20 protein-coding genes are annotated in these 20,411 nt (G+C 45.9%); 17 read left to right on the top strand and 3 right to left on the bottom strand.

Annotation, left to right across the window (positions count from 1 at the left end):
* Position 1: 1 nt before the first annotated feature.
* The 7 genes from L4C34_RS07960 (at position 2) to nqrM (ending at position 5,976) form a co-directional block, all read left to right on the top strand.
* Complete coding sequence (locus tag L4C34_RS07960; RefSeq protein WP_428788809.1) at positions 2-1,249, top strand: NADH:ubiquinone reductase (Na(+)-transporting) subunit B; 1,248 nt, start codon at positions 2-4, stop codon at positions 1,247-1,249.
* Positions 1,236-2,003 carry a Na(+)-translocating NADH-quinone reductase subunit C gene (locus L4C34_RS07955; RefSeq protein ID WP_428788808.1) on the top strand — a complete coding sequence of 256 codons (768 nt, stop codon included), beginning with the start codon at positions 1,236-1,238 and terminating at the stop codon, positions 2,001-2,003. Before L4C34_RS07960 ends, L4C34_RS07955 begins: the two co-directional genes overlap by 14 nt.
* Positions 2,003-2,635 carry an NADH:ubiquinone reductase (Na(+)-transporting) subunit D gene (locus L4C34_RS07950; RefSeq protein WP_428788807.1) on the top strand — a complete coding sequence of 211 codons (633 nt, stop codon included), beginning with the start codon at positions 2,003-2,005 and terminating at the stop codon, positions 2,633-2,635. Before L4C34_RS07955 ends, L4C34_RS07950 begins: the two co-directional genes overlap by 1 nt.
* Before the next feature lie 7 nt (positions 2,636-2,642).
* On the top strand, positions 2,643-3,239 hold the full coding sequence (gene nqrE, locus L4C34_RS07945; RefSeq protein WP_428788806.1) for an NADH:ubiquinone reductase (Na(+)-transporting) subunit E: 597 nt from the start codon (positions 2,643-2,645) through the stop codon (positions 3,237-3,239).
* A gap of 33 nt (positions 3,240-3,272) precedes the next feature.
* Entirely contained in the window at positions 3,273-4,499 is a 1,227-nt protein-coding gene (gene nqrF / locus L4C34_RS07940; RefSeq protein ID WP_428788805.1) for an NADH:ubiquinone reductase (Na(+)-transporting) subunit F, read from the top strand.
* A 198-nt stretch (positions 4,500-4,697) separates the two neighbouring features.
* Positions 4,698-5,735 carry an FAD:protein FMN transferase gene (locus L4C34_RS07935; protein WP_428788804.1) on the top strand — a complete coding sequence of 346 codons (1,038 nt, stop codon included), beginning with the start codon at positions 4,698-4,700 and terminating at the stop codon, positions 5,733-5,735.
* A gap of 7 nt (positions 5,736-5,742) precedes the next feature.
* Positions 5,743-5,976: a (Na+)-NQR maturation NqrM gene (nqrM, locus tag L4C34_RS07930; RefSeq protein WP_428788803.1), complete on the top strand. Its 234-nt coding sequence runs from the start codon at positions 5,743-5,745 to the stop codon at positions 5,974-5,976.
* A gap of 142 nt (positions 5,977-6,118) precedes the next feature.
* Here the strand turns inward: nqrM and L4C34_RS07925 are convergent, their stop codons facing one another.
* Complete coding sequence (locus tag L4C34_RS07925) at positions 6,119-7,333, bottom strand: GGDEF domain-containing response regulator (protein ID WP_428788802.1); 1,215 nt, start codon at positions 7,331-7,333, stop codon at positions 6,119-6,121.
* Positions 7,334-7,616: 283 nt separating this feature from the next.
* Between L4C34_RS07925 and dinB the strand changes: the two genes are divergently transcribed.
* Positions 7,617-8,678 carry a DNA polymerase IV gene (gene dinB, locus L4C34_RS07920; protein WP_428788801.1) on the top strand — a complete coding sequence of 354 codons (1,062 nt, stop codon included), beginning with the start codon at positions 7,617-7,619 and terminating at the stop codon, positions 8,676-8,678.
* Here dinB and L4C34_RS07915 read toward each other — a convergent pair.
* The gene (locus tag L4C34_RS07915) at positions 8,647-9,489 is read right to left on the bottom strand and encodes a helix-turn-helix transcriptional regulator (RefSeq protein ID WP_428788800.1); all 843 of its coding nucleotides are present in this window, start codon (positions 9,487-9,489) and stop codon (positions 8,647-8,649) included. The genes dinB and L4C34_RS07915 overlap by 32 nt on opposite strands.
* A 127-nt stretch (positions 9,490-9,616) precedes the next feature.
* Between L4C34_RS07915 and L4C34_RS07910 the strand changes: the two genes are divergently transcribed.
* Positions 9,617-10,375 carry an HAD-IIB family hydrolase gene (locus L4C34_RS07910; RefSeq protein WP_428788799.1) on the top strand — a complete coding sequence of 253 codons (759 nt, stop codon included), beginning with the start codon at positions 9,617-9,619 and terminating at the stop codon, positions 10,373-10,375.
* Positions 10,376-10,483: 108 nt separating this feature from the next.
* On the opposite strand, the gene L4C34_RS07905 is transcribed toward L4C34_RS07910, so the two are convergent.
* The gene (locus tag L4C34_RS07905) at positions 10,484-11,956 is read right to left on the bottom strand and encodes an aminoacyl-histidine dipeptidase (RefSeq protein WP_428788798.1); all 1,473 of its coding nucleotides are present in this window, start codon (positions 11,954-11,956) and stop codon (positions 10,484-10,486) included.
* A 363-nt stretch (positions 11,957-12,319) separates the two neighbouring features.
* Between L4C34_RS07905 and L4C34_RS07900 the strand changes: the two genes are divergently transcribed.
* The 8 genes from L4C34_RS07900 to ribD all read left to right on the top strand — a co-directional run bounded on the left by L4C34_RS07900 (position 12,320) and on the right by ribD (position 20,403).
* Positions 12,320-13,609 (top strand): NCS2 family permease, encoded by a 1,290-nt coding sequence (locus tag L4C34_RS07900; protein WP_428788797.1) that lies wholly within the window; start codon positions 12,320-12,322, stop codon positions 13,607-13,609.
* A gap of 29 nt (positions 13,610-13,638) precedes the next feature.
* Positions 13,639-14,103, top strand: a complete 465-nt coding sequence (gene gpt / locus L4C34_RS07895; protein ID WP_428788796.1) for a xanthine phosphoribosyltransferase — start codon at positions 13,639-13,641, stop codon at positions 14,101-14,103.
* A 167-nt stretch (positions 14,104-14,270) separates the two neighbouring features.
* Positions 14,271-15,518 (top strand): esterase FrsA, encoded by a 1,248-nt coding sequence (gene frsA, locus L4C34_RS07890; protein WP_428788795.1) that lies wholly within the window; start codon positions 14,271-14,273, stop codon positions 15,516-15,518.
* A 161-nt stretch (positions 15,519-15,679) separates the two neighbouring features.
* Positions 15,680-16,069, top strand: a complete 390-nt coding sequence (gene crl, locus L4C34_RS07885; protein ID WP_428788794.1) for a sigma factor-binding protein Crl — start codon at positions 15,680-15,682, stop codon at positions 16,067-16,069.
* Positions 16,070-16,246: 177 nt separating this feature from the next.
* The gene (gene proB, locus L4C34_RS07880; protein ID WP_428788793.1) at positions 16,247-17,386 is read left to right on the top strand and encodes a glutamate 5-kinase; all 1,140 of its coding nucleotides are present in this window, start codon (positions 16,247-16,249) and stop codon (positions 17,384-17,386) included.
* An 11-nt stretch (positions 17,387-17,397) separates the two neighbouring features.
* The gene (locus L4C34_RS07875) at positions 17,398-18,648 is read left to right on the top strand and encodes a glutamate-5-semialdehyde dehydrogenase (RefSeq protein WP_428788792.1); all 1,251 of its coding nucleotides are present in this window, start codon (positions 17,398-17,400) and stop codon (positions 18,646-18,648) included.
* A 185-nt stretch (positions 18,649-18,833) separates the two neighbouring features.
* Positions 18,834-19,283 (top strand): transcriptional regulator NrdR, encoded by a 450-nt coding sequence (gene nrdR, locus L4C34_RS07870; RefSeq protein ID WP_428788791.1) that lies wholly within the window; start codon positions 18,834-18,836, stop codon positions 19,281-19,283.
* A gap of 19 nt (positions 19,284-19,302) precedes the next feature.
* Positions 19,303-20,403 carry a bifunctional diaminohydroxyphosphoribosylaminopyrimidine deaminase/5-amino-6-(5-phosphoribosylamino)uracil reductase RibD gene (ribD, locus tag L4C34_RS07865; protein WP_428788790.1) on the top strand — a complete coding sequence of 367 codons (1,101 nt, stop codon included), beginning with the start codon at positions 19,303-19,305 and terminating at the stop codon, positions 20,401-20,403.
* The last annotated feature ends 8 nt before the right edge of the window (positions 20,404-20,411 follow it).

Here is a 20,411-nt window from a genome sequence, read left to right as displayed (position 1 = left end):
AATGGGCCTTAAAAAGTTTCTAGAAGATATCGAGCCTCATTTTGAGCCTGGTGGGAAACATGAAAAATGGTTTGCGTTGTATGAAGCAGCGGCAACAATTTTTTATACGCCAGGTTTGGTAACAAAAAAAAGCTCGCATGTTCGTGATAGCGTCGATTTGAAGCGCATCATGATTATGGTTTGGCTAGCGGTTTTCCCTGCTACGTTTTGGGGAATGTATAACGCAGGTGGTCAAGCGATCGCTGCACTAAATCATCTATACACGATTCAACAACTCGCTGGCGTGATTGGCGCTGATTGGCACTACTGGTTTACCCAAATGCTCGGGGGCAGTTTAGGGGCTGATGCTGGTTGGGGCAGTAAGATGCTCCTAGGGGCGACCTACTTCCTACCCATTTACCTGACGGTGTTTATCGTTGGTGGTTTCTGGGAAGTGCTGTTTTGTATGGTGCGTAAACATGAAGTGAACGAAGGATTCTTTGTTACCTCTATCTTGTTTGCACTGGTTGTTCCGCCGACTTTACCACTTTGGCAAGCCGCTCTAGGGATCACCTTTGGTGTGGTTGTCGCCAAAGAAGTATTTGGTGGCACAGGGCGTAACTTCTTAAACCCTGCGCTTGCTGGCCGTGCATTTTTGTTCTTCGCTTACCCAGCGCAAATCTCTGGTGACTTAGTGTGGACTGCCGCGGATGGTTTCTCTGGTGCAACACCGCTGAGCCAATGGTCTCAAGGCGGTCATGGCGCACTAGTGGATTCCGTTACTGGCCATACGATCACTTGGATGGATGCCTTCATCGGTAATATTCCTGGTTCAATTGGTGAAGTGTCTACCTTGGCACTGGCGATTGGTGCAGCGTTTATCGTATATATAGGAGTCGCGTCATGGCGCATTATTGCTGGCGTTATGCTAGGGATGATTGCAGCTGCTACTCTGTTTAATGTGATTGGCTCAGATACCAACGCTATGTTTAGCATGCCTTGGTACTGGCATCTTGTGTTAGGTGGTTTTGCCTTTGGTATGTTCTTTATGGCGACAGACCCAGTGTCGGCGTCGTTTACCGATAAAGGTAAATGGACATACGGAATTTTGATCGGGGCGATGTGTGTGATGATTCGTGTCGTGAACCCGGCGTATCCCGAAGGGATGATGTTGGCAATCCTGTTCTCGAATTTATTTGCGCCACTATTTGACCATGTGGTGATAGAGAAGAACATCAAGCGGAGACTTCGTCGCTATGGCAAGCAATAACGATAGCATTAAAAAAACGCTGATTGTCGTCATTTTATTGAGTCTTGTGTGCTCGGTAATTGTGTCGGTGGCAGCGGTAGGCCTGCGTAGTAAACAGATAGAAAATGCGGTGTTGGATAAACAAAGCAAGATTCTTGAAGTAGCAGGCATCAAAGAAAAAGGCTCAGTTCCTGAGTTGTTTAAAAAATTCATTGAACCTAAGTTGATTGATTTCAACACCGGTGATTTTCAAGCTGGTGATGCAGCCAACTACGATGAGAAAAAAGCGGCGAAAGATCCGAAAACTTCAATCAAGTTGACGTCACAAGAAGACATTGCGCGCATTGGTCGCCGTGCCAAGATTGGTGTGGTGTATCTAGTGAAGCAAGAAGGCAAAATTACTCGAGTTATCCTGCCGGTGAACGGGACAGGACTTTGGTCAATGATGTATGCCTTTGTGGCGGTGAAAACCGACGGTAACACTGTGACAGGTCTAACTTATTACCAGCAAGGTGAAACTCCTGGGCTAGGTGGTGAAGTGGAAAACCCAACTTGGCGTGCACAATGGGTAGGCAAGAAATTGTATGACTCTCATTTCAAACCTGCAATTAAGGTTGTGAAAGGTGGTGCTCCAGCAGGTTCTAGCCACGATGTTGACGCATTGTCGGGTGCGACGCTGACCAGTAATGGCGTACAGCACACGTTTGACTTCTGGTTGGGCAAATTGGGTTACGCCCCATTCTTGGCGAAAGTTCGCAATGGAGGTTTGAACTAATGTCTAACGCACAGAGCTTGAAAAAAAGCTTGTTGTCTCCGGTGCTTGATAACAACCCTATTGCCTTACAGGTGTTGGGTGTGTGTTCAGCACTAGCGGTGACCACTAAGCTAGAAACGGCGTTTGTAATGACAATAGCGGTCGCTTTGGTTACCGCATTTTCAAACTTTTTCGTTTCCAGTATTCGTAACCACATTCCAAATAGCGTACGTATCATTGTGCAAATGGCGATCATCGCCTCGTTGGTTATCGTGGTCGACGAAGTGTTGCGCGCTTATTTCTACGATATTTCTAAGCAGCTATCGGTGTTTGTCGGCCTTATCATTACTAACTGTATTGTAATGGGACGCGCAGAAGCCTACGCAATGAAATCAGCGCCAATCCCGTCTTTTATTGATGGTATTGCGAACGGCTTGGGATATGGTTTTGTTCTGCTAACCGTGGGCTTTTTCCGTGAACTATTGGGCTCGGGCAAACTCTTCGGCATGGAAGTATTACCATTGGCGAAAAACGGTGGCTGGTATGAACCAAACGGTTTGATGCTCCTCGCGCCATCGGCCTTCTTCCTTATCGGTTTCCTTATCTGGGTTATCCGTAGTTTAAAACCAGAGCAAGTAGAAGCGAAGGAGTAAAGCAACCATGGAACATTATATTAGCCTATTGGTTAAATCGATATTTTTAGAAAATATGGCGCTGTCCTTCTTTTTGGGGATGTGTACTTTCCTAGCGGTATCAAAGAAAGTGAAAACGGCTTTCGGTTTAGGCGTTGCGGTTACCGTTGTGTTGACACTCGCCGTGCCAATGAATGAGTTGGTGTACAACCATGTACTGAAAGAAAATGCGTTGATTCAAGGTGTAGATTTAAGCTTTCTAAACTTCATTACCTTTATAGGTGTTATCGCCGCTTTAGTACAGATTTTAGAAATGATCTTAGATCGCTTCTTCCCACCATTGTATAACGCACTGGGTATCTTCCTACCGTTGATTACAGTGAACTGTGCAATATTCGGTGGTGTATCTTTCATGGTGCAGCGTGATTACAACTTTGCAGAATCCGTCGTTTATGGCTTTGGTTCTGGGGTTGGTTGGATGCTGGCGATTGTCGCGTTAGCCGGTATTCGCGAGAAGATGAAGTACTCTGATGTGCCTCCTGGGCTACGTGGTTTAGGGATTACCTTTATCACCGTTGGCCTAATGGCGTTAGGATTCATGTCTTTCTCTGGTGTTCAACTGTAAGTCGGGTAAACCGCAACAATAAAGGATTCGTCAATGGAGATTATTCTTCTTGGTGTCGGAATGTTTACTCTGATTGTACTGGTACTAGTGCTAGTGATTTTATTCGCTAAATCTAAATTGGTACCGACAGGTGACATTACGATTTCGATCAATGGAGACGATGACAAATCTATCGTTTCCTCGCCGGGTAGCAAATTACTCAGTGTCCTAGCTGGCTCTGGTGTATTTGTATCGTCAGCGTGTGGTGGTGGTGGCTCTTGCGGTCAGTGCCGCGTAAAAATAAAATCAGGCGGTGGGGACATTCTTCCTACTGAGCTTGATCATATCTCTAAGGGTGAAGCCCGCGAAGGTGAGCGTTTAGCTTGTCAGGTCGCAGTGAAAACCGATATGGATATCGAACTACCGGAAGAGATTTTCGGAGTGAAGAAGTGGGAATGTAGCGTTATATCTAATGATAACAAAGCAACATTCATTAAAGAGCTTAAACTTCAAATCCCTGATGGAGAGTCGGTTCCATTCCGTGCAGGTGGATATATTCAGATTGAAGCGCCAGCACACCACATCAAGTATGCAGATTTTGATGTGCCGGATGAGTATCGCGGCGATTGGGATAAATTTAATTTGTTCCGTTACGACTCAAAAGTGGACGAAGAGATCATTCGTGCTTATTCAATGGCGAACTATCCGGAAGAGGAAGGCATTATCATGCTTAACGTCCGTATCGCGACGCCTCCGCCGAATAATCCGAACGTCCCTGCAGGTCAAATGTCTTCTTATATTTGGTCATTGAAAGATGGTGACAAGTGTACTATTTCTGGCCCATTTGGTGAGTTTTTCGCTAAAGATACGGATGCAGAGATGGTCTTTGTTGGTGGCGGTGCGGGTATGGCACCGATGCGTTCTCATATTTTCGATCAGCTGAAGCGTTTGAATACCAATCGTAAAATGTCGTTCTGGTATGGTGCGCGTTCTAAGCGTGAAATGTTCTATGTGGAAGATTTCGATGGCTTACAATCCGAGAATGATAACTTCATTTGGCATTGCGCTTTGTCGGATCCTATGCCCGAAGATAACTGGGATGGCCACACAGGCTTTATTCATAACGTATTGTATGACAACTACTTGCGCGATCATGATGCGCCAGAAGACTGTGAATACTACATGTGCGGTCCACCGATGATGAATGCAGCTGTGATCGGGATGCTAAAAGATTTGGGCGTAGAAGACGAAAACATCTTATTGGATGACTTCGGCGGTTAATCGCTGTGTTGAACTCGGTTTCAAATAGAGTGTACAAGCATTTAGCGTAAAAACGTTTAGCGTATAAATCTACGGACAACAACTGTGTATCAAATGGCTGGCCTAAGTGGCCAGCCATTTTTTATGCGCCGATGATGCGTGTGAGAAGCTAACGTAAATAAATATTTGGGTTATTAGGAACATTGATTGGGACTTGTGGTGATAAGATTAGATAAAATAATTCGGTTCTGTGGGGCGGTTTTCCTTAGCGTATTATTGCTGGGGTGTAGTGAGCCACAACAAACTCAAGTGTCACTGCAAGGTGCCACAATGGGGACTTACTATTCAATCAAGTTAGTTGAGCAAGACCACACGCTTAACGCCAAAGAGATCCAAAAGGGAATTGATGTTCGGCTAGAACGTATTAATGATCTAATGTCCACATATCGTCCAGACTCCGAGTTGAGTCGATTTAATCAATATCGCCAAGAGAACCCTTATTCGGTATCGTCAGCCACCGCGACGGTTGTGCGAGAAGCACTAAGATTATCTAAACTCAGTGCAGGCGCGTATGATGTGACCGTGGGACCTTCGGTGAACTTGTGGAGTTTTGGCCCAGAAAATCGGCCTGATACCATTCCGAACGCGCAAAGCATCGCCCAACGCAAGGCCCAGGTCGGTTATAACAAGCTGCACGTATTGGGCGGCAATCAATTACAAAAAGACGTACCCGGTCTGTATGTCGATTTGTCTTCGATAGCCAAAGGCTATGGTGTTGACGATATCGCCCATTATTTACAAAGTGAATGGCATATCAAAAACTTTATGGTCGATATTGGTGGTGAAATCAAAGCGCAGGGCCATAATCGTCTAGGGCAGCCATGGCGGATCGCCATAGAGAAACCCGTTGCGGGCCAAAGGAGTGTTCAGGAAGTTTTAGCGGTTAAAAATAAAGCGATTGCGACTTCAGGTGACTATCGAAATTATTTCGAGCAACAAGGGAAACGCTTTTCTCATTTGATTGATCCGAGAACTGGTCGGCCGATTACAAATCGTGTTGTATCGGTGACGGTACTGGATGATAATTGCATGACGGCAGATGGCTATGCCACAATGTTTTCTATCTTGGGTGAGCAGGAGTCTATCGCTTTGGCTGATCAAGAGCAGATCCCAGTGATGTTGATCGTAAAAACCGATCAGGGCTTTAAAGAGTATCGCTCTGAAGCCTTTCAGCGTTATGTACAGAGTAATAAATGAGGTAACAATGACGACTTTTTTGATCACTTTTGGCATCTTTCTACTGGTTATCGCGGCGATGGCAGTAGGTTATATGTTCCAGCGTAAGCCGGTGAAAGGCAGTTGTGGCGGTTTAGGAGCCGTTGGTATTGATAAGGTTTGTAATTGTCCAGAGCCTTGCGACGCGCGTAAAAAGCGTGAAGCGAGAGAGGCGGCTAGGGCAGAAAAGTTAGCTAAGTGGGATAACGAGCGCATCTTGTAGTGAACTGAGTTTCTTGAAAACTTTGTTTCTTTAACACGTTAGCGGCATGTGTTTCCAGCCTAGTTGTGCTCCTAACCTAGCTGTGTTCCTAACCTAATAGGTTACCAATAGCTAGATTACCAATAGCGTTATGGTCCACAGCCTAATCGTGACACAGCTGGTTTCGCCCATGGTGTTTGGCTTCATATAGCCAATGGTCTGCAGCTTTAATTTGTTGTTCCAAGCTACCTTGAACTTGTGATACGCCAATACTAATCGTGCAGCGAATAATGTCACCATTGCTTGGAGTGTCGCACTGTTCAATCTCGCAACGCATCTTCTCCAATCGCGCCTTAAACGAATCAAAGCTGCCTTGATGGACGATACAGAATTCTTCTCCACCAAATCGAACGCAGATTTCGTTTGGGAGAGAGTCTTTGATGAGCTTGGATATTTTGACTAATACCGCATCTCCTCCATCATGCCCGTACGTGTCATTCACTTTCTTAAAAAAGTCGATATCAATCATGGCCACGCAGCGATCGTCTTGTTGGCCAGTTTGATGTCTGAATAGGTAACGTCGGTTCCACATCCCAGTCAGAGAGTCTTGGTTAGCTAATTTATAAAGCTCATCGGTTGCTTCTTTCATATTAAGCATGTGATGAATTCGACAGTAAAACTCTTCTTGGTTAAAGGGTTTATGGAGGAAGTCGTTAGCGCCTGCTTTTAGAAATTGGGCAGTTAAGGTTCGATCTTCGCTTGCCGACAGGCCTAAAATAGCGAGTTGGCTTTGATCGTGGATGTGACGCATTTCTTTTATCATCTCAACCCCGTTCTTGTTCGGCATATCATAATCTGTGATGACGAAACTGATGTTAGGGTTCTCAGAAAGTTTTTCTAGCGCATCTTGGCCGTCTACCGCTTCAATTGATTCTATGTATTCATCATTCAACAGCTGAACAATCGTGGCGCGTATGCTTCGTGAATCATCTACCACGAGTGCTCGATGATTCACATTAGACATCAATCGCTTAACGAAGGGGTTTAAATAAGATACGGAGGTAATACTGTCCTTCAAAATGTACTCAAGTACGCCTTTTGATAGGAAGTGGTCACGAATTTCAGGATTAAAGTAGGACGTCATTACGACGACTTTTATATTGTTGTCCAAGACTAAGTCAATGACTTCACCGTTTGCACCATCGGGTAAGCAGTAATCGAGTACCGCACAGAAAAAATCAGTACTTTTCTGCAACACTTCGTTTGTCTCGGCAACTGAGCCAGCAGGTATAACCTCGCAGTCCAAGGATTGAAGTTCTTGTGAAATTAAGCTTCGTAACGACTTACTGTCTTCCACCAGTAAAATTTTGTTATTCAAATTACTAACCTGTTGAGAAGTTAATTGCGTTAAAAATGTTGAATGAAAAATTGCGATATCATCATTTTCCAATTAAGTGTTTAGCTCATATGCTTACAGATAAGGCGACTGTGGCCTTTTAGTATTACTTAACCACTTGTTGAGTAATAACTTTCTGAGCTGGTGTTGCTTAAATACTTCTTCAAATAAGGTATAGCAGAGTCTAGTTAAATTCGTTGTGCATTTTCTTTTAAATTTGACACGGGTATACTGGTTATTTATACAGTTCCATTAAAGGTCGGTTGTGGAGAATAAACCAAGAAAAATCATTCATATTGATATGGATTGCTTTTACGCCGCCGTTGAAATGCGTGATAACCCTGATTACCGTAACCGTCCACTGGCCGTTGGAGGGCGTGAAAATCAGCGTGGTGTGCTGAGTACTTGTAACTATGAGGCACGAAAATTTGGTATTCGCAGTGCTATGCCTACAGGCCAAGCGATGAAGCTATGCCCCAAGCTTTTGGTTGTCCCCGGTCGAATGGACGTATATCGACAAATTTCTCAGCACATACGCAGTATTTTTTCGCGCTATACCCAGCGAATAGAACCACTTTCGTTAGATGAAGCCTTCTTAGACGTTACCGACAGTGAACATTGTCAAGGTTCGGCAACCTTGATTGCCGAGGCTATACGTCGTGATATCTGGCATGAGCTAAACCTGACCGCGTCAGCTGGCGTGGCACCCATTAAGTTTTTGGCAAAGGTTGCGAGCGATTTAAATAAACCTAACGGCCAGTATGTGGTGACTCCTGCCCAAGTGCAGTCTGTAATTGATGGCTTAACATTAAATAAAATCCCCGGAGTGGGGAAAGTTGGCTTAGAAAAACTCAACAAAGCGGGCTATTTTACCTGCCTCGATATTAGAACGGGTGATTATCGGACTATTTTACAGCAATTTGGCCGGCTAGGCAGTTCGCTGTGGAAACGCAGTCAAGGTATCGATAATCGTGAAGTCGTAGTCGAGCGCCAACGTAAATCGGTGGGCGTAGAGCGCACTTTCACACAAAATATTTTCAGCTATCAAGAGTGCTGGCAAGTGATTGAATCAAAGCTGTTCCCTGAATTAGAGCGCAGGTTGGCTAAGGTCGAAAAAGACATCGTCAAGCAGGGGATTAAAATGAAGTTTGCGGATTTCACTCTTACCACGATTGAGCACGGCCAAGCTCAATTAGAGCTGGAAGACTTTAAGACTCTCCTGAGGGATATCCTGAAGCGGCAGCAAGGGCGAGAAATCCGGCTTATGGGGTTAACAGTGATGCTGAAGCCCGATGCTAAGCAGAAGCAACTGAGCTTTTTTGATTGAAGCGCCAGTGGTATACAGCTCTAAATTGTTTAGGGGTCAATGAACTATACGCTTTAAAAGCAGCATTGAATGAGCGCGTGGAGTTGAAACTACTCTTTTCAGCAATAATCGGAATGGGTGTCGAAGTACTTGCTAATAGCTTTTGCGCTTTGCTTATTCGGATATGCCGATAGAAGTCGGTGAAGTTGGTGTCCAATTCTTTTTTTAGCCACCTTTTTAATGTCGATTCACTCATATTTAGAGCCACGGCACATTCCGCTAAAGAGCGCACTTTCTCACCGCTCATATAGGCGACTAGCTCGGATAATTTAGCACTTGGGTAAGTCATGTCGCCATGTTCAGCTTGGTAATTGTCGTGACTAAGAGAACTCAGCAGATTGAGTACCGCGGTAACCCTCTCAATTGGCGCCAGTTTTTTCATCGTTAACAGTGTTTGAATATAGTGATCGTTCGTGTGTGAGACTTCCAAATCAAGAGAGATCGGTTGCTTTAGCGTTTTTAGCCAACGGGTGAGCGGTTGAAATTCAGGTATCGTTAGATCTAGTAACTCTCGCCCAAACAAAACCACAACGATGTCTTCAGCTACGTATTTACTGTCCCATGTGTGCGGAACAAAAGGTGGAATCAAAACCAGCTCATTTGATGAGACTTCTTCCACGGAATCACCAATGTAACGCTTGCCGTTACAATTTTTCAGCATTATCAGCTCATAGCTGTCGTGAGCGTGAAATTCAAATATAGGAGAGCGGTGTTTTAAATGGTGGACTTGGATTGAGCGATTTGGGGAGAAACGGGTTAGTTTTATGTTCATCACTGCTCTGAAACGTCTTAATGTTGAGCTGAAGGTGCTAAAATTAGCATATTGACTTGTTATTGTTAAGTCGAAGGGAATGAGTACTGTTCATTCCTTCTATCACTTATATAACAAGGCACTAGCAATGATCCCGAATCTGTTAAATATCGTTTTCGACTTAGATGGCACCATAATAAACAACGGCGAACCACTGTGTGAGAGGAAAGTTCACGAAATAAAGGATTTATCAGCCAAGTCTAATCTACTCTTTGCTTCTGCTAGGCCCGTTAGAGATATGCTTCCTTTGATTCCAGAACCGCTTAGAAGCTCCACGTTTATTGGCTGTAACGGGGGGCAGGCGTGGAAGCAAGGTGAACTTATTTTCTCCGATAGGTTTGATAAACATGATGTGTTGCAGGTGATTCTTTATCTCCAGTCTAGGCTTGTACCTTACATACTTGATGGAGATTGGGGCTATTCATTGTCCCCACGTACACACCCGTTTCATGAGTATATACAGACGTTATCCAATGATTTGAAATCTGAAGACGAGATAATGTCACTTGGAGTGACAAAGGTGTTGGTTCTCGATATGTCTATAAAACAAGAAGTTGAAGCGCTACTTAAGTCTTCTCATTTGCAATTTAGTGTGCACCCTCATAGCAGTGAAAACATGTTTGATTTGACGCCGAACGATACGAATAAAGCTAAAGCACTTTCGAAGCTTGACGTAGACTTTAACCGCACGGTAGCAGTGGGGAACGATCATAATGATTTTAGTATGCTGGATAGTTCTCGCGTGGCCGTTTTTGTTGAAGGGAGGAGTGTTTATAGGAATGCAGATCACCTTTGTTCATTCGATGAAGTGATCCCTTTGGTGCGTGACATTCTTGGCTCGAAGTAGAGGTGTGATTTTGTATAGAGATAACAATATAGAAAGGTAACGTGCTCGAGACCATTACAATAAAAAAGCCGACGATGAGTCGGCTTTTTAGTCAATACTCGTAGTAAATTATGCTTTGCGAGGGATGTTCGCGAGTAGTGCGACCATTTGTTCCCAGTAAAGCGCAACAGTGTCGATTTTCACTTTTTCATCTGGAGAGTGAGGGAACTTGATCGTTGGGCCGAAAGACACCATGTCCATGTTCGGGTACGGTTCTTTGAATAGACCACACTCAAGACCTGCGTGAATAACCATGATGTTTGGTTTGTGACCGTAGATGCCTTCGTACATGTCACGGAAAATCACCATGATCTCAGAATCTGGATCCGGCTTCCAACCCGGGTAAGCGCCACTAAATTCAATGTTTGCGCCTGCCAGATCTGCCACTGAACGTAGCATGCTCTCTACTTGCTCTTTACCAGAATCGATCAGTGAACGAACTAAGCACAAGATAGTCACTTTGTTTGCATCTGTCGTGATCACGCCAACGTTTAGAGAAGTCTCTACCACGCCTTCAATGTCGTCGCTCATGCGAATCACACCATTCGGACATGCGTTCAGTGTAGCGATCAGTTTTTTCTGGTCGTCTGCTGCGATGATTTCTGGCTGGCCATCAACGGCTTCGTTGAAAGTAACAAGGTTAGTTTCAATACTGCCTAGCTCGCTGCGTAGCATTTCAGTGAAGTGAGTGTATAGCGCATCTAGCTTGTTTAGGTTTTCTTCTGGTAGTGCGACAGTGATAAAGCCTTCACGTGGGATAGCATTACGTAGGCTACCACCACGGAATTCAACTAGGCGTAGATTTAGCTCTTCTGCGTGGCCTGCTAGGAAGCGAGCCAGCAACTTATTTGCGTTGCCACGGCCAGTGTTGATATCACAACCAGAGTGACCGCCTTTTAGGCCTTTAAGGGTAAGCTGGCGAGCAACGTAACCCATTGGTAGCGCTTCGCGAGTGATGTCGAATGTGATAGCGCCATCGACGCCGCCCGCACAACCCATGTACACTTCGCCTTCTTGCTCTGAATCTGTGTTCAGCAAGATGTCACCTTCTAGCCAACCTGGCTGAAGGTTGAACGCACCTGTCATGCCTGCTTCTTCGTCGATAGTCAGCAGCACTTGAAGTGGACCGTGTTGAATGTCGTCAGCGGCAAGAACTGCCAAGCAAGACGCCATGCCCATGCCGTTGTCTGCGCCTAACGTGGTGCCTTGCGCTGTTACCCATTCGCCGTCAATGTAAGGACGAATCGGGTCTGTGACGAAATCGTGCGCCGTATCTTCATTCTTCTGCGGCACCATATCGATATGGGCTTGCAGTACTACGCTTTTGCGATCTTCCATACCAGGGGTTGCTGGCTTTTTGATGAATACGTTACCTACGTCATCGCGACGAACATCTAGATTCTGCTCTTTCGCCCAACCTACGATGTAGCTAGCTAACGCTTCTTCGTGCTTTGATGGGTGAGGAATGGAACAAATCTTGTCGAAGAATTGCCACACAGGGCGAGGCGATAGGTTACTAATTTCAGAATGATCTTGAGACACGGATAGCTCCTTTCAGTATTTTTGCCACACTTTTGTTTTATTTCGACTCAGTCTTTATCCGCATAAAAACGGAGGAAGGGACGGCCGATTTATCGGGCAAGGATAACATAACGATAACAGGGAGTGGGAAATCCTTTGGAAGGCTACTCTGGCCAGCCTGTAGTGCCTTATGTACGGATACGATGACAGTTTAGCTTTAACTCTTGTCTGCACCGTAAAAATCTCACTTTTCACATAATTTCTAAAACTTGCTCGCATGGAATTTGCGCGGGACAATGCCGCTTGAGGTTACTTGGGTATAAACTTATAATCCCGACCCAAACGATTACGCAATCGTTTTTATTCTATGCTGCGAGAGCCTCTATGTTAGAAAAGTTATTTAAACTGAGTGAATATGGAACCAATGCCCGAACGGAAGTTGTCGCCGGATTGACCACTTTTTTGACCATGGCGTACATTATCTTTGTGAACCCCGCGATACTATCATCGACAGGGATGGATCACGGAGCAGTGTTTGTGGCAACGTGTCTGGCCGCCGCCATTGGCTGTTTCATCATGGGCTTTGTGGCTAACTTCCCTATCGCACAGGCGCCGGGGATGGGGTTGAATGCCTTTTTCACTTACTCAGTTGTACTGGGCATGGGCTATACATGGCAAGTGGCACTAGCTGCTGTGTTTATGTCGGGCTGCCTGTTTATTCTGCTTAGCTTGTTTAAAATACGCGAGCTGATCATTGATTCTATCCCTATGTCTTTGCGGACGGGGATTTCTGCTGGTATCGGTCTGTTTCTGGCGTTCATCGCCTTAAAAAACGCAGGAATTATTGCCGCTAACCCAGCCACCTTTGTCACGTTAGGTGATATTACCTCGATGCCATCTCTTCTTGCTTGCGTCGGTTTTTTTCTGACAATAGCCTTGGTATATAGAGGTGTGGCGGGCGCCGTGATGATTGGTATTCTCGCGGTAACAGCGTTAGGCATAGTGTTTGGCGGTGTGCAATGGCAAGGGGTGATGTCGATGCCTCCGAGTATCGCACCAACCTTTCTAGCTTTGGATTTTTCTGGTTTGTTCCAAGTTGGAATGATTTCGGTGGTTTTCGCGTTTTTGTTTGTTGATTTGTTCGATACGGCTGGCACCTTAGTCGGCGTGGCGAGCAAAGCGGGGCTGATGAAAGAAGACGGCAAGATCCCGCGTTTAAACAAAGCACTATTAGCTGACTCCACCGCTACGTCAATTGGTGCCTTATTGGGGACATCCAATACGACTTCATACGTCGAGAGTATCTCAGGCGTTGCCGCGGGTGGGCGTACTGGCCTCACTGCGGTTGTCGTTGGTATTTTATTTTTGCTGGCTTTATTCTTCTCGCCTTTGGCGGGCATGATTCCAGCGTACGCGACATCGGGCGCGTTATTTTATGTCGCGATATTGATGATGTCTGGGCTGGTGGGGGTCGATTGGCGAGATCTGACGGAAGCCGCTCCAGTAGTGGTTACATGTTTACTCATGCCACTCACTTTCTCTATTGCAGAAGGCATCTCTTTTGGCTTTATTTCATACGCCGCGATTAAAGTGCTTAGCGGTAAGGGACGGGAAGTGTCGCTTAGCGTGTATATTATGGCAGCGATATTTGTGGTGAAATACGCCGTAGGTTAACGAATTCAACAAGGTAGATTAGGTTTAACATGAGCAATAAATTCATTATTACTTGGGAAATGATGCACGGCTACTGTCGTCAATTGGCAGAACAACAAATGCCAGCAGAACAATGGAAAGGTATTTTGGGCGTGAGTCGTGGCGGCTTGGTTCCTGCGGCTATCTTGGCTCGCGAGCTGGGCATTCGTTACGTTGATACCGTGTGTATCTCAAGCTATGACCACGATCATCAACGTGACATGACGGTACTAAAAGCGCCGGAGCACGATGGTGAAGGGTATTTAATTATCGATGATTTGGTCGACAGTGGTGATACCGCGAGAAAAATTCGTGAAATGTATCCAAAAGCTAAACTGATTACAGTCTGTGCGAAACCGGCAGGGCAAAACTTAGTGGATGAGTATATCGTCGACATCGCGCAAGATACTTGGATTGAGCAACCTTGGGATATGGCACTGTCGTTTGTAGAGCCAATTAATCGCAAAAGAAAATAACTGAGTTATTCAGTAAGATCCCGTAAAATGGCCCAATCTAGGGCCATTTTTTTGGTTGGTCGATAGGGATTAACTTTCTCTATGCTCAGTCATGCTAGGGTAAAGTGGCCCACAATATAAACACCAAGCAGAGTGATCACTTTGCCAATCTTGAATTAGGATGGGGTATGCCGCAATCATCGAGTAAAAACTTATCTGAGGTCTTATTTGATAAGCATAAACAAGCTAAAGAAACCTCGGCTTTGACTCAATACTTACCCAGCAGTCAAAAGGTTCTGGAAGAGAAGAACGCAGAGCATCCTAGTGCTTGGTATCGCAACTTACGTCGCCTTCAATGGATTTGGCAGGGGATTGATCCTATCGAGCAAGAAGGCGTATTGGCTCGTATCGCTTCCTCGCCGCATTCTCGAACGGAGGATGCTTGGCTAGATACTGTCATGGGGTATCGCAGTGGCAACTGGGCATATGAGTGGAGCAAGCTTGGTATGACTTACCAAAAACGCGCCAACTCATTGGCAGGCGAAGAGGCCGCTAACTCGTTATTTTCAGCCTCGTTATGTTTTAGTATTGCCGGGTACCCTCACCTTAAAAATGACTCCTTATCACGTCAGGCACAAGTGCTAGCAAACACCGCATACTCTGAAGCGGCCAAACAAACGAAATACGTGATCAAGCAAATTGAAGTGCCGTACAAAAATAAAAAAATCATCGCCAATTTACACCTCAGTAAAACAGATAAACCCCAACCAGTGGTGATTGTGAGCGCAGGGCTCGACAGTTTACAAACCGATATGTGGCGACTGTTTCGCGATCATTTGGCCAAAAGAGACATTGCAATGCTAACTGTCGATATGCCTTCAGTCGGCCACAGCCACCATTGGCCACTGACTGAAGACAGTTCATGTTTGCATCAGGCGGTACTGGCTGAATTGCCGAAAGTTCCTTGGGTGGATCATTTCAAAGTGGGTTTACTTGGCTTTCGTTTCGCGGGGAATGCGATGGTTCGACTGTCGTTTTTGGAGCAAGATAAACTGAAAGGGTGTGTCTCAATTGGCGCGCCTATCCATGATGTTTTGTCATCACCTGCGAAGGTTAGCAATATGTCGAAAATGCACCTTGACGTGCTGGCCTCTCGGCTAGGAAAGTCGGCGGTGGATTTACAAAGTTTGTCTGGCCAGTTGATGGCGTGGTCATTGAAAGTACAAGGCTTTTTAACCAGTAGAAAAACTAAAGTGCCGATTATGGCGATGAGTTTAGAAAATGATCCGATTTCTCCACATTCAGATAACCGACTGGCTGCGATGTTTAGCGAGTATGGGCAATCGAAAAAGATCAGTAGCAAAACCCTTACACAAGGATATGAGCTATCCCTCGATTTAGCGATAAAGTGGCTTGAAAATGAGCTATTTAGGTGACATTTTCAGCTTTATAGTTAAGCATGTTAATAGCACACCCTAAACATCCTATGTAACGATTAACACTCCATTAGTGCAGTAAATGGAATAAACGCACCAGGATCGTTCGTTCTTAGGGTGTCACATTGCGCCGTCCCTGACACGCTAAACGGAGAGTTACTATGTCTGATGTCATCAAGCACCCCACTCACTATCGTCTAATGTCAGCCTTAAAAGCGATTGGGCCTTATTTTCGAGAGCTTCAATCCAGTGAAGGGCATTACTTATTCGATTGTTTGTCGTTTTGTATTGATGAGAAAAAGCTTCCAGAAGAGAGGGAGTTTTGGGGCTGGTGGCTTGAATTGGACAAGGTCGATGGGGGCTTCGCCGCGAAGTATTATGTCGGTATGTATGATGACGTTGGTGATTGGAAGGCTAAGAAAGTTCCTAAAAAAGTAGTTGTTGAAGTGCAGCGCACTCAAAAAGATTTCCATAAAAAGTTACTTGATACCCTCCAGCGCAGTTTTAATCTCCAAGTCCATATCCATGAAGAATCCGTCGAGTTTGTGTAAATCACTCGCAGGCCAGTATTTGTCCCCACTTTCTGCTGAAAGAACACACTCGAAAGGCTAACAGGCCGAAGTGATTCGAACAAAAAGGTGCGTAATCGCGCCTTTTTTTCTTGTGAATTTGACGTTTGATTGTTAAAACATTTGTTCGTTCTGATTTCAGTATTGATAGACGGTGACATGAAAGATAAGCAGGCAGAGGGTACAAATCGCGCATCGCAAACGGTGGTGGTGAAGTTGGGCACAAGTGTGCTTACTGGAGGTACATTAGCGTTAGAGCGCTCACATATGGTGGAACTTGTCCGCCAATGCGCGGAGTTGAAGCGACAGGGGCACGCGGTAGTGGTTGTCTCTTCAGGCGCGATGGCGGCGGGCCGTGAGCATCTTGGTTACCCAGAACTACCCAACAATATGTCGAGTAAACAGTTGTTGGCAGCGGTGGGGCAGAGCCAGCTGATTCAGGTCTGGGAGTCTTTGTTTGCTATCTACGGGCTTAAAATTGGCCAAATGTTGCTAACGCGTGCGGATTTAGAAGACAGAGAAAGGTTTCTAAATGCACGTGATACGATCAATGCTTTACTTGAACACAATATCATCCCAGTAGTGAACGAAAATGATGCCGTTGCGACCAGCGAAATCAAAGTTGGGGACAACGATAACTTATGCGCCTTAGTCGGCATTCTCTGCAGCGCAGACAAGCTACTTCTGCTCACCGACCAAGTCGGATTGTTCACGGCAGACCCTCGTCAAGATCCTGATGCTGAATTAATCAAAGAAGTTCGCACCATAGATGCAACTCTACGCAAAATCGCTGGAGGCAGCGGCACCACCTTGGGTACTGGTGGCATGGCGACCAAGTTACAAGCGGCCGATATTGCTCGGCGTGCGGGAACGGAAGTGATCATTGCCTCTGGCAGCGCCCCCAACGTGATTATAGATTCCGTCTCCGATACACCTCATGGCACTCGCTTTTTACCTTTGGCTGATGCACTAGAAAATCGCAAAAAATGGATATTAGCTGGGCCAGCGGCTCAGGGGGATGTCGTGATTGATGATGGCGCGGTGCGAGCGGTGTTGGAAACAGGCAGTAGTTTGCTGGCCAAAGGTGTCGTGAAGGTGGAGGGGCAGTTTGCCCGCGGTGATGTCATTCAAGTCATCAATTCTCAAGGGCAATTAATTGGCCGTGGGCTTAGCCGTTATACCAGTCAAGATATGACCCGGATTTTAGGCAAACACAGCAAGGACATCGTCACGGTGCTGGGCTACCAATATGGGGTAGAAGTGATTCACCGTGATGATTTTGTTTTGATTCAAGATTAAAAGGATAGAGTGTGCAGTTAACGAGTATTGGCCAAGCGGGTAAAGATGCCGCATTTCATTTGGCAACCACGTCGAGTGAACAAAAAAATAACGCTCTTTCGATCATCGCGGATCAATTAGAGGTTAATGAAGGCGCAATTTTGGCGGCCAATGGCAAGGATATTCAGCTGGCCAAAGAGGCGGGGCTTAATGACGCGTTGCTCGACCGTTTAATGTTGAATACACAACGTTTGCAGGCGATCGCTCAGGACGTCAGAAATGTCATCAATCTACCTGATCCTGTTGGTAGTGAGGAGGGCGGCAAAGTCTTGGATAACGGTATGTACCTTACTCGCCGTCGTGTGCCATTGGGTGTGGTGGGGGTGATTTATGAAGCTCGCCCTAATGTGACGATAGATATCGCCTCACTTTGCTTAAAAACAGGTAACGCAAGTATTCTACGCGGTGGCAAAGAGACATACTTTTCTAATATGGAATTGGTGAAAGTGATCCAAACCGCGTTGAAGCTAGCGAACCTTCCTCCAGCATCAGTGCAATACCTAGAACAGCCGGGAAGAGAATCGGTTACTGATCTACTCAAAATGGATCAGTATGTTGATATGATTATCCCTCGCGGTGGCGCAGGGTTACATAAAATGTGCAAAGAAAACAGCACGATTCCTGTTATTATTGGCGGCTTTGGTATTAGCCATATGTTTGTCGACGACAGTGCCGATCTTGATAGAGCACTCTTGGTTGTCGATAATGCGAAGACGCAACGCCCATCAGCCTGCAATGCCTTGGATACATTATTGGTACACCAATCGGTCGCTGAGGTATTTTTAGGTAAGCTAGCGGTTCACTTAGGTGATAGTGTGACTTTAGTCGCTGATTCTACCGCCCAGTCTCATTTAGTGAATGCACATAAGGTGAGAGCGGCGGAAGAAGGCGATTTTGATACCGAATGGCTTAGCGCTACATTGGGTGTTAAAGTGGTCGCCGATGTCGACGAAGCGATTACGCATATGCGAACGCACAACGCCAGTCACTCTGACGCAATTCTAACTAACCGGTTAGATAACGCGGAGCGTTTTATTAACTCGGTGGACTCGGCGGCCGTTTATGTTAATGCGTCGACTCGCTTCACCGATGGCGCTCAGTTTGGCCTTGGCGCTGAAGTGGCGGTATCGACGCAAAAGTTGCATGCTCGTGGCCCGATGGGATTAGAAGAGCTAACCAGCTATAAGTGGGTAGGGAAAGCGGATTATTTATCCCGCAGCTAATTTTATTCACTTGTGATGCTCGGAGTTCGACTTTCTATCTGGGACTGGGTAGTGCTCGCAAGGCTAGACAGTCATGCGACCGAGAACGTTTACGCGACTAAAAAGCCGAGTATGAGAGTTTGTTCTCCATTTTCGTTTAAATTTATCAATACTGCCAATGCTGTATAACAGGGGTAGGAGATATTATGCATTGTCCTTTTTGCTCTGAGCATGACACAAAAGTTATTGATTCTCGCTTGGTGGCGGACGGCCATCAAGTTCGCAGACGCCGTCAGTGTTTAGCCTGTAGTGAGCGCTTCACCACGTTTGAAAGCGCTGAATTGGTTATGCCTAAAGTGATTAAATCCAATGGCAACCGTGAACCATTTAATGAAGACAAAATGATCGGTGGTTTTCAGCGTGCGCTTGAAAAGCGCCCCGTGAGTGCTGATGCGATTGAATTAGCGATCAGTGTGATAAAGTCTCAGCTGCGAGCCACTGGAGAGCGTGAAATTGACAGCGCTATGGTTGGCAATCTGGTCATGGACCAGTTGAAAGAGCTGGATAAGGTTGCCTATATTCGTTTTGCATCCGTTTACCGAAGCTTCGAAGATATTCGAGAGTTCGGTGAAGAGATTGCGAAACTCGAAGATTAAATGTGATTTACTGAAATTCATGTATACACCAACAGATTATAAATTGATGCTGCAAGCTATTGAAATGGCGAAAAGTGGCATGTTTACGACGGCACCTAACCCAAATGTCGGCTGTGTGATTGCGCACGACGAAACCGTTGTCGGCGCGGGTTGTCATATGCGAGCGGGCGAGCCGCACGCAGAAGTTCACGCGTTACAGCAAGCTGGCGTGCGCGCACAGGGCGCGACCGCATACGTCACATTGGAGCCATGCGCTCATTATGGCCGAACTCCACCATGTTCGGAGGCGTTAATTCGCGCTGGTGTCAGCAAAGTGATATGCGCAATGGAAGACCCGAACCCGAAAGTTGCGGGTCGAGGAGTCAAAATGCTCCGTGATGCGGGCATCGACGTTCAGGTTGGCCTGATGCAGCAGGAAGCAGAATCTCTCAATCGTGGCTTCATCAAATTGATGCGCACCGGCCTGCCGTTTGTGCAATTGAAAATGGCGGCAAGTTTAGACGGGCAAACTGCCCTGTCGAACGGTCAGAGTCAGTGGATTACTTCTAAGGAATCTCGCCGAGACGTACAAGCGTATCGCAGCAAAGCTTGCGCTATTTTATCGACCAGCCAAACAGTGTTGGATGATGATGCATCTTTGGCGGTACGTTGGGACGAGCTACCTGAACACATTCAAGATAAGTACCCTCAATCGAAGTTGCGCCAACCTTTGCGACTGATCCTCGATCGTCAGCAACGCCTACGACCAGAATTAAAGTTGTTTAAAACTGGCGGGGATGTCTTGGTCGTTGATCAGCAAGCTGATGGCCTGCAAGTGCCCTATAATTCAGCGGGACTGCTCGATTTACAAGCCACATTTGAGCAAGTCTCAAAAAGTCATCATATTAACCATATTTGGGTGGAAGGAGGAGCAACATTAGCTCGCTCTCTTATTCAAGAAGGTTTAATAGATGAGGTTATATTGTACCTCGCACCCAAAATCATGGGCAGTGATGGGCGAGGGTTATTTGGCGCACTTGGCTTAGAAGACATGCAAGATGTGCTTGAGTTAGACATCTTAGATGTTCGACGTATTGGCCCCGATCTTCGGGTGACCGCGACTTTTCGTCGCCAATCATAAAACGAAAT

Source organism: Vibrio profundum, assembly GCF_050337555.1.
Classification (GTDB): Bacteria; Pseudomonadota; Gammaproteobacteria; order Enterobacterales; family Vibrionaceae; genus Vibrio; species Vibrio profundum.
The sequence above is the reverse complement of the archived record's forward strand: the minus strand, read 5'-3'. Positions and strand labels throughout refer to the sequence as shown.

What these genes read in the sequence shown, in the direction of transcription:
- L4C34_RS07960 (WP_428788809.1), top strand. Translation starts at nt 2, where the DNA reads ATGGGCCTTAAAAAGTTTCTAGAAGATATCGAGCCTCATTTTGAGCCT.
- L4C34_RS07955 (WP_428788808.1), top strand. Translation starts at nt 1,236, where the DNA reads ATGGCAAGCAATAACGATAGCATTAAAAAAACGCTGATTGTCGTCATT.
- L4C34_RS07950 (WP_428788807.1), top strand. Translation starts at nt 2,003, where the DNA reads ATGTCTAACGCACAGAGCTTGAAAAAAAGCTTGTTGTCTCCGGTGCTT.
- nqrE (WP_428788806.1), top strand. Translation starts at nt 2,643, where the DNA reads ATGGAACATTATATTAGCCTATTGGTTAAATCGATATTTTTAGAAAAT.
- nqrF (WP_428788805.1), top strand. Translation starts at nt 3,273, where the DNA reads ATGGAGATTATTCTTCTTGGTGTCGGAATGTTTACTCTGATTGTACTG.
- nqrM (WP_428788803.1), top strand. Translation starts at nt 5,743, where the DNA reads ATGACGACTTTTTTGATCACTTTTGGCATCTTTCTACTGGTTATCGCG.
- L4C34_RS07915 (WP_428788800.1), bottom strand. Translation starts at nt 9,489, where the DNA reads ATGAACATAAAACTAACCCGTTTCTCCCCAAATCGCTCAATCCAAGTC.
- L4C34_RS07910 (WP_428788799.1), top strand. Translation starts at nt 9,617, where the DNA reads ATGATCCCGAATCTGTTAAATATCGTTTTCGACTTAGATGGCACCATA.
- L4C34_RS07900 (WP_428788797.1), top strand. Translation starts at nt 12,320, where the DNA reads ATGTTAGAAAAGTTATTTAAACTGAGTGAATATGGAACCAATGCCCGA.
- gpt (WP_428788796.1), top strand. Translation starts at nt 13,639, where the DNA reads ATGAGCAATAAATTCATTATTACTTGGGAAATGATGCACGGCTACTGT.
- frsA (WP_428788795.1), top strand. Translation starts at nt 14,271, where the DNA reads ATGCCGCAATCATCGAGTAAAAACTTATCTGAGGTCTTATTTGATAAG.
- crl (WP_428788794.1), top strand. Translation starts at nt 15,680, where the DNA reads ATGTCTGATGTCATCAAGCACCCCACTCACTATCGTCTAATGTCAGCC.
- proB (WP_428788793.1), top strand. Translation starts at nt 16,247, where the DNA reads ATGAAAGATAAGCAGGCAGAGGGTACAAATCGCGCATCGCAAACGGTG.
- nrdR (WP_428788791.1), top strand. Translation starts at nt 18,834, where the DNA reads ATGCATTGTCCTTTTTGCTCTGAGCATGACACAAAAGTTATTGATTCT.
- ribD (WP_428788790.1), top strand. Translation starts at nt 19,303, where the DNA reads ATGTATACACCAACAGATTATAAATTGATGCTGCAAGCTATTGAAATG.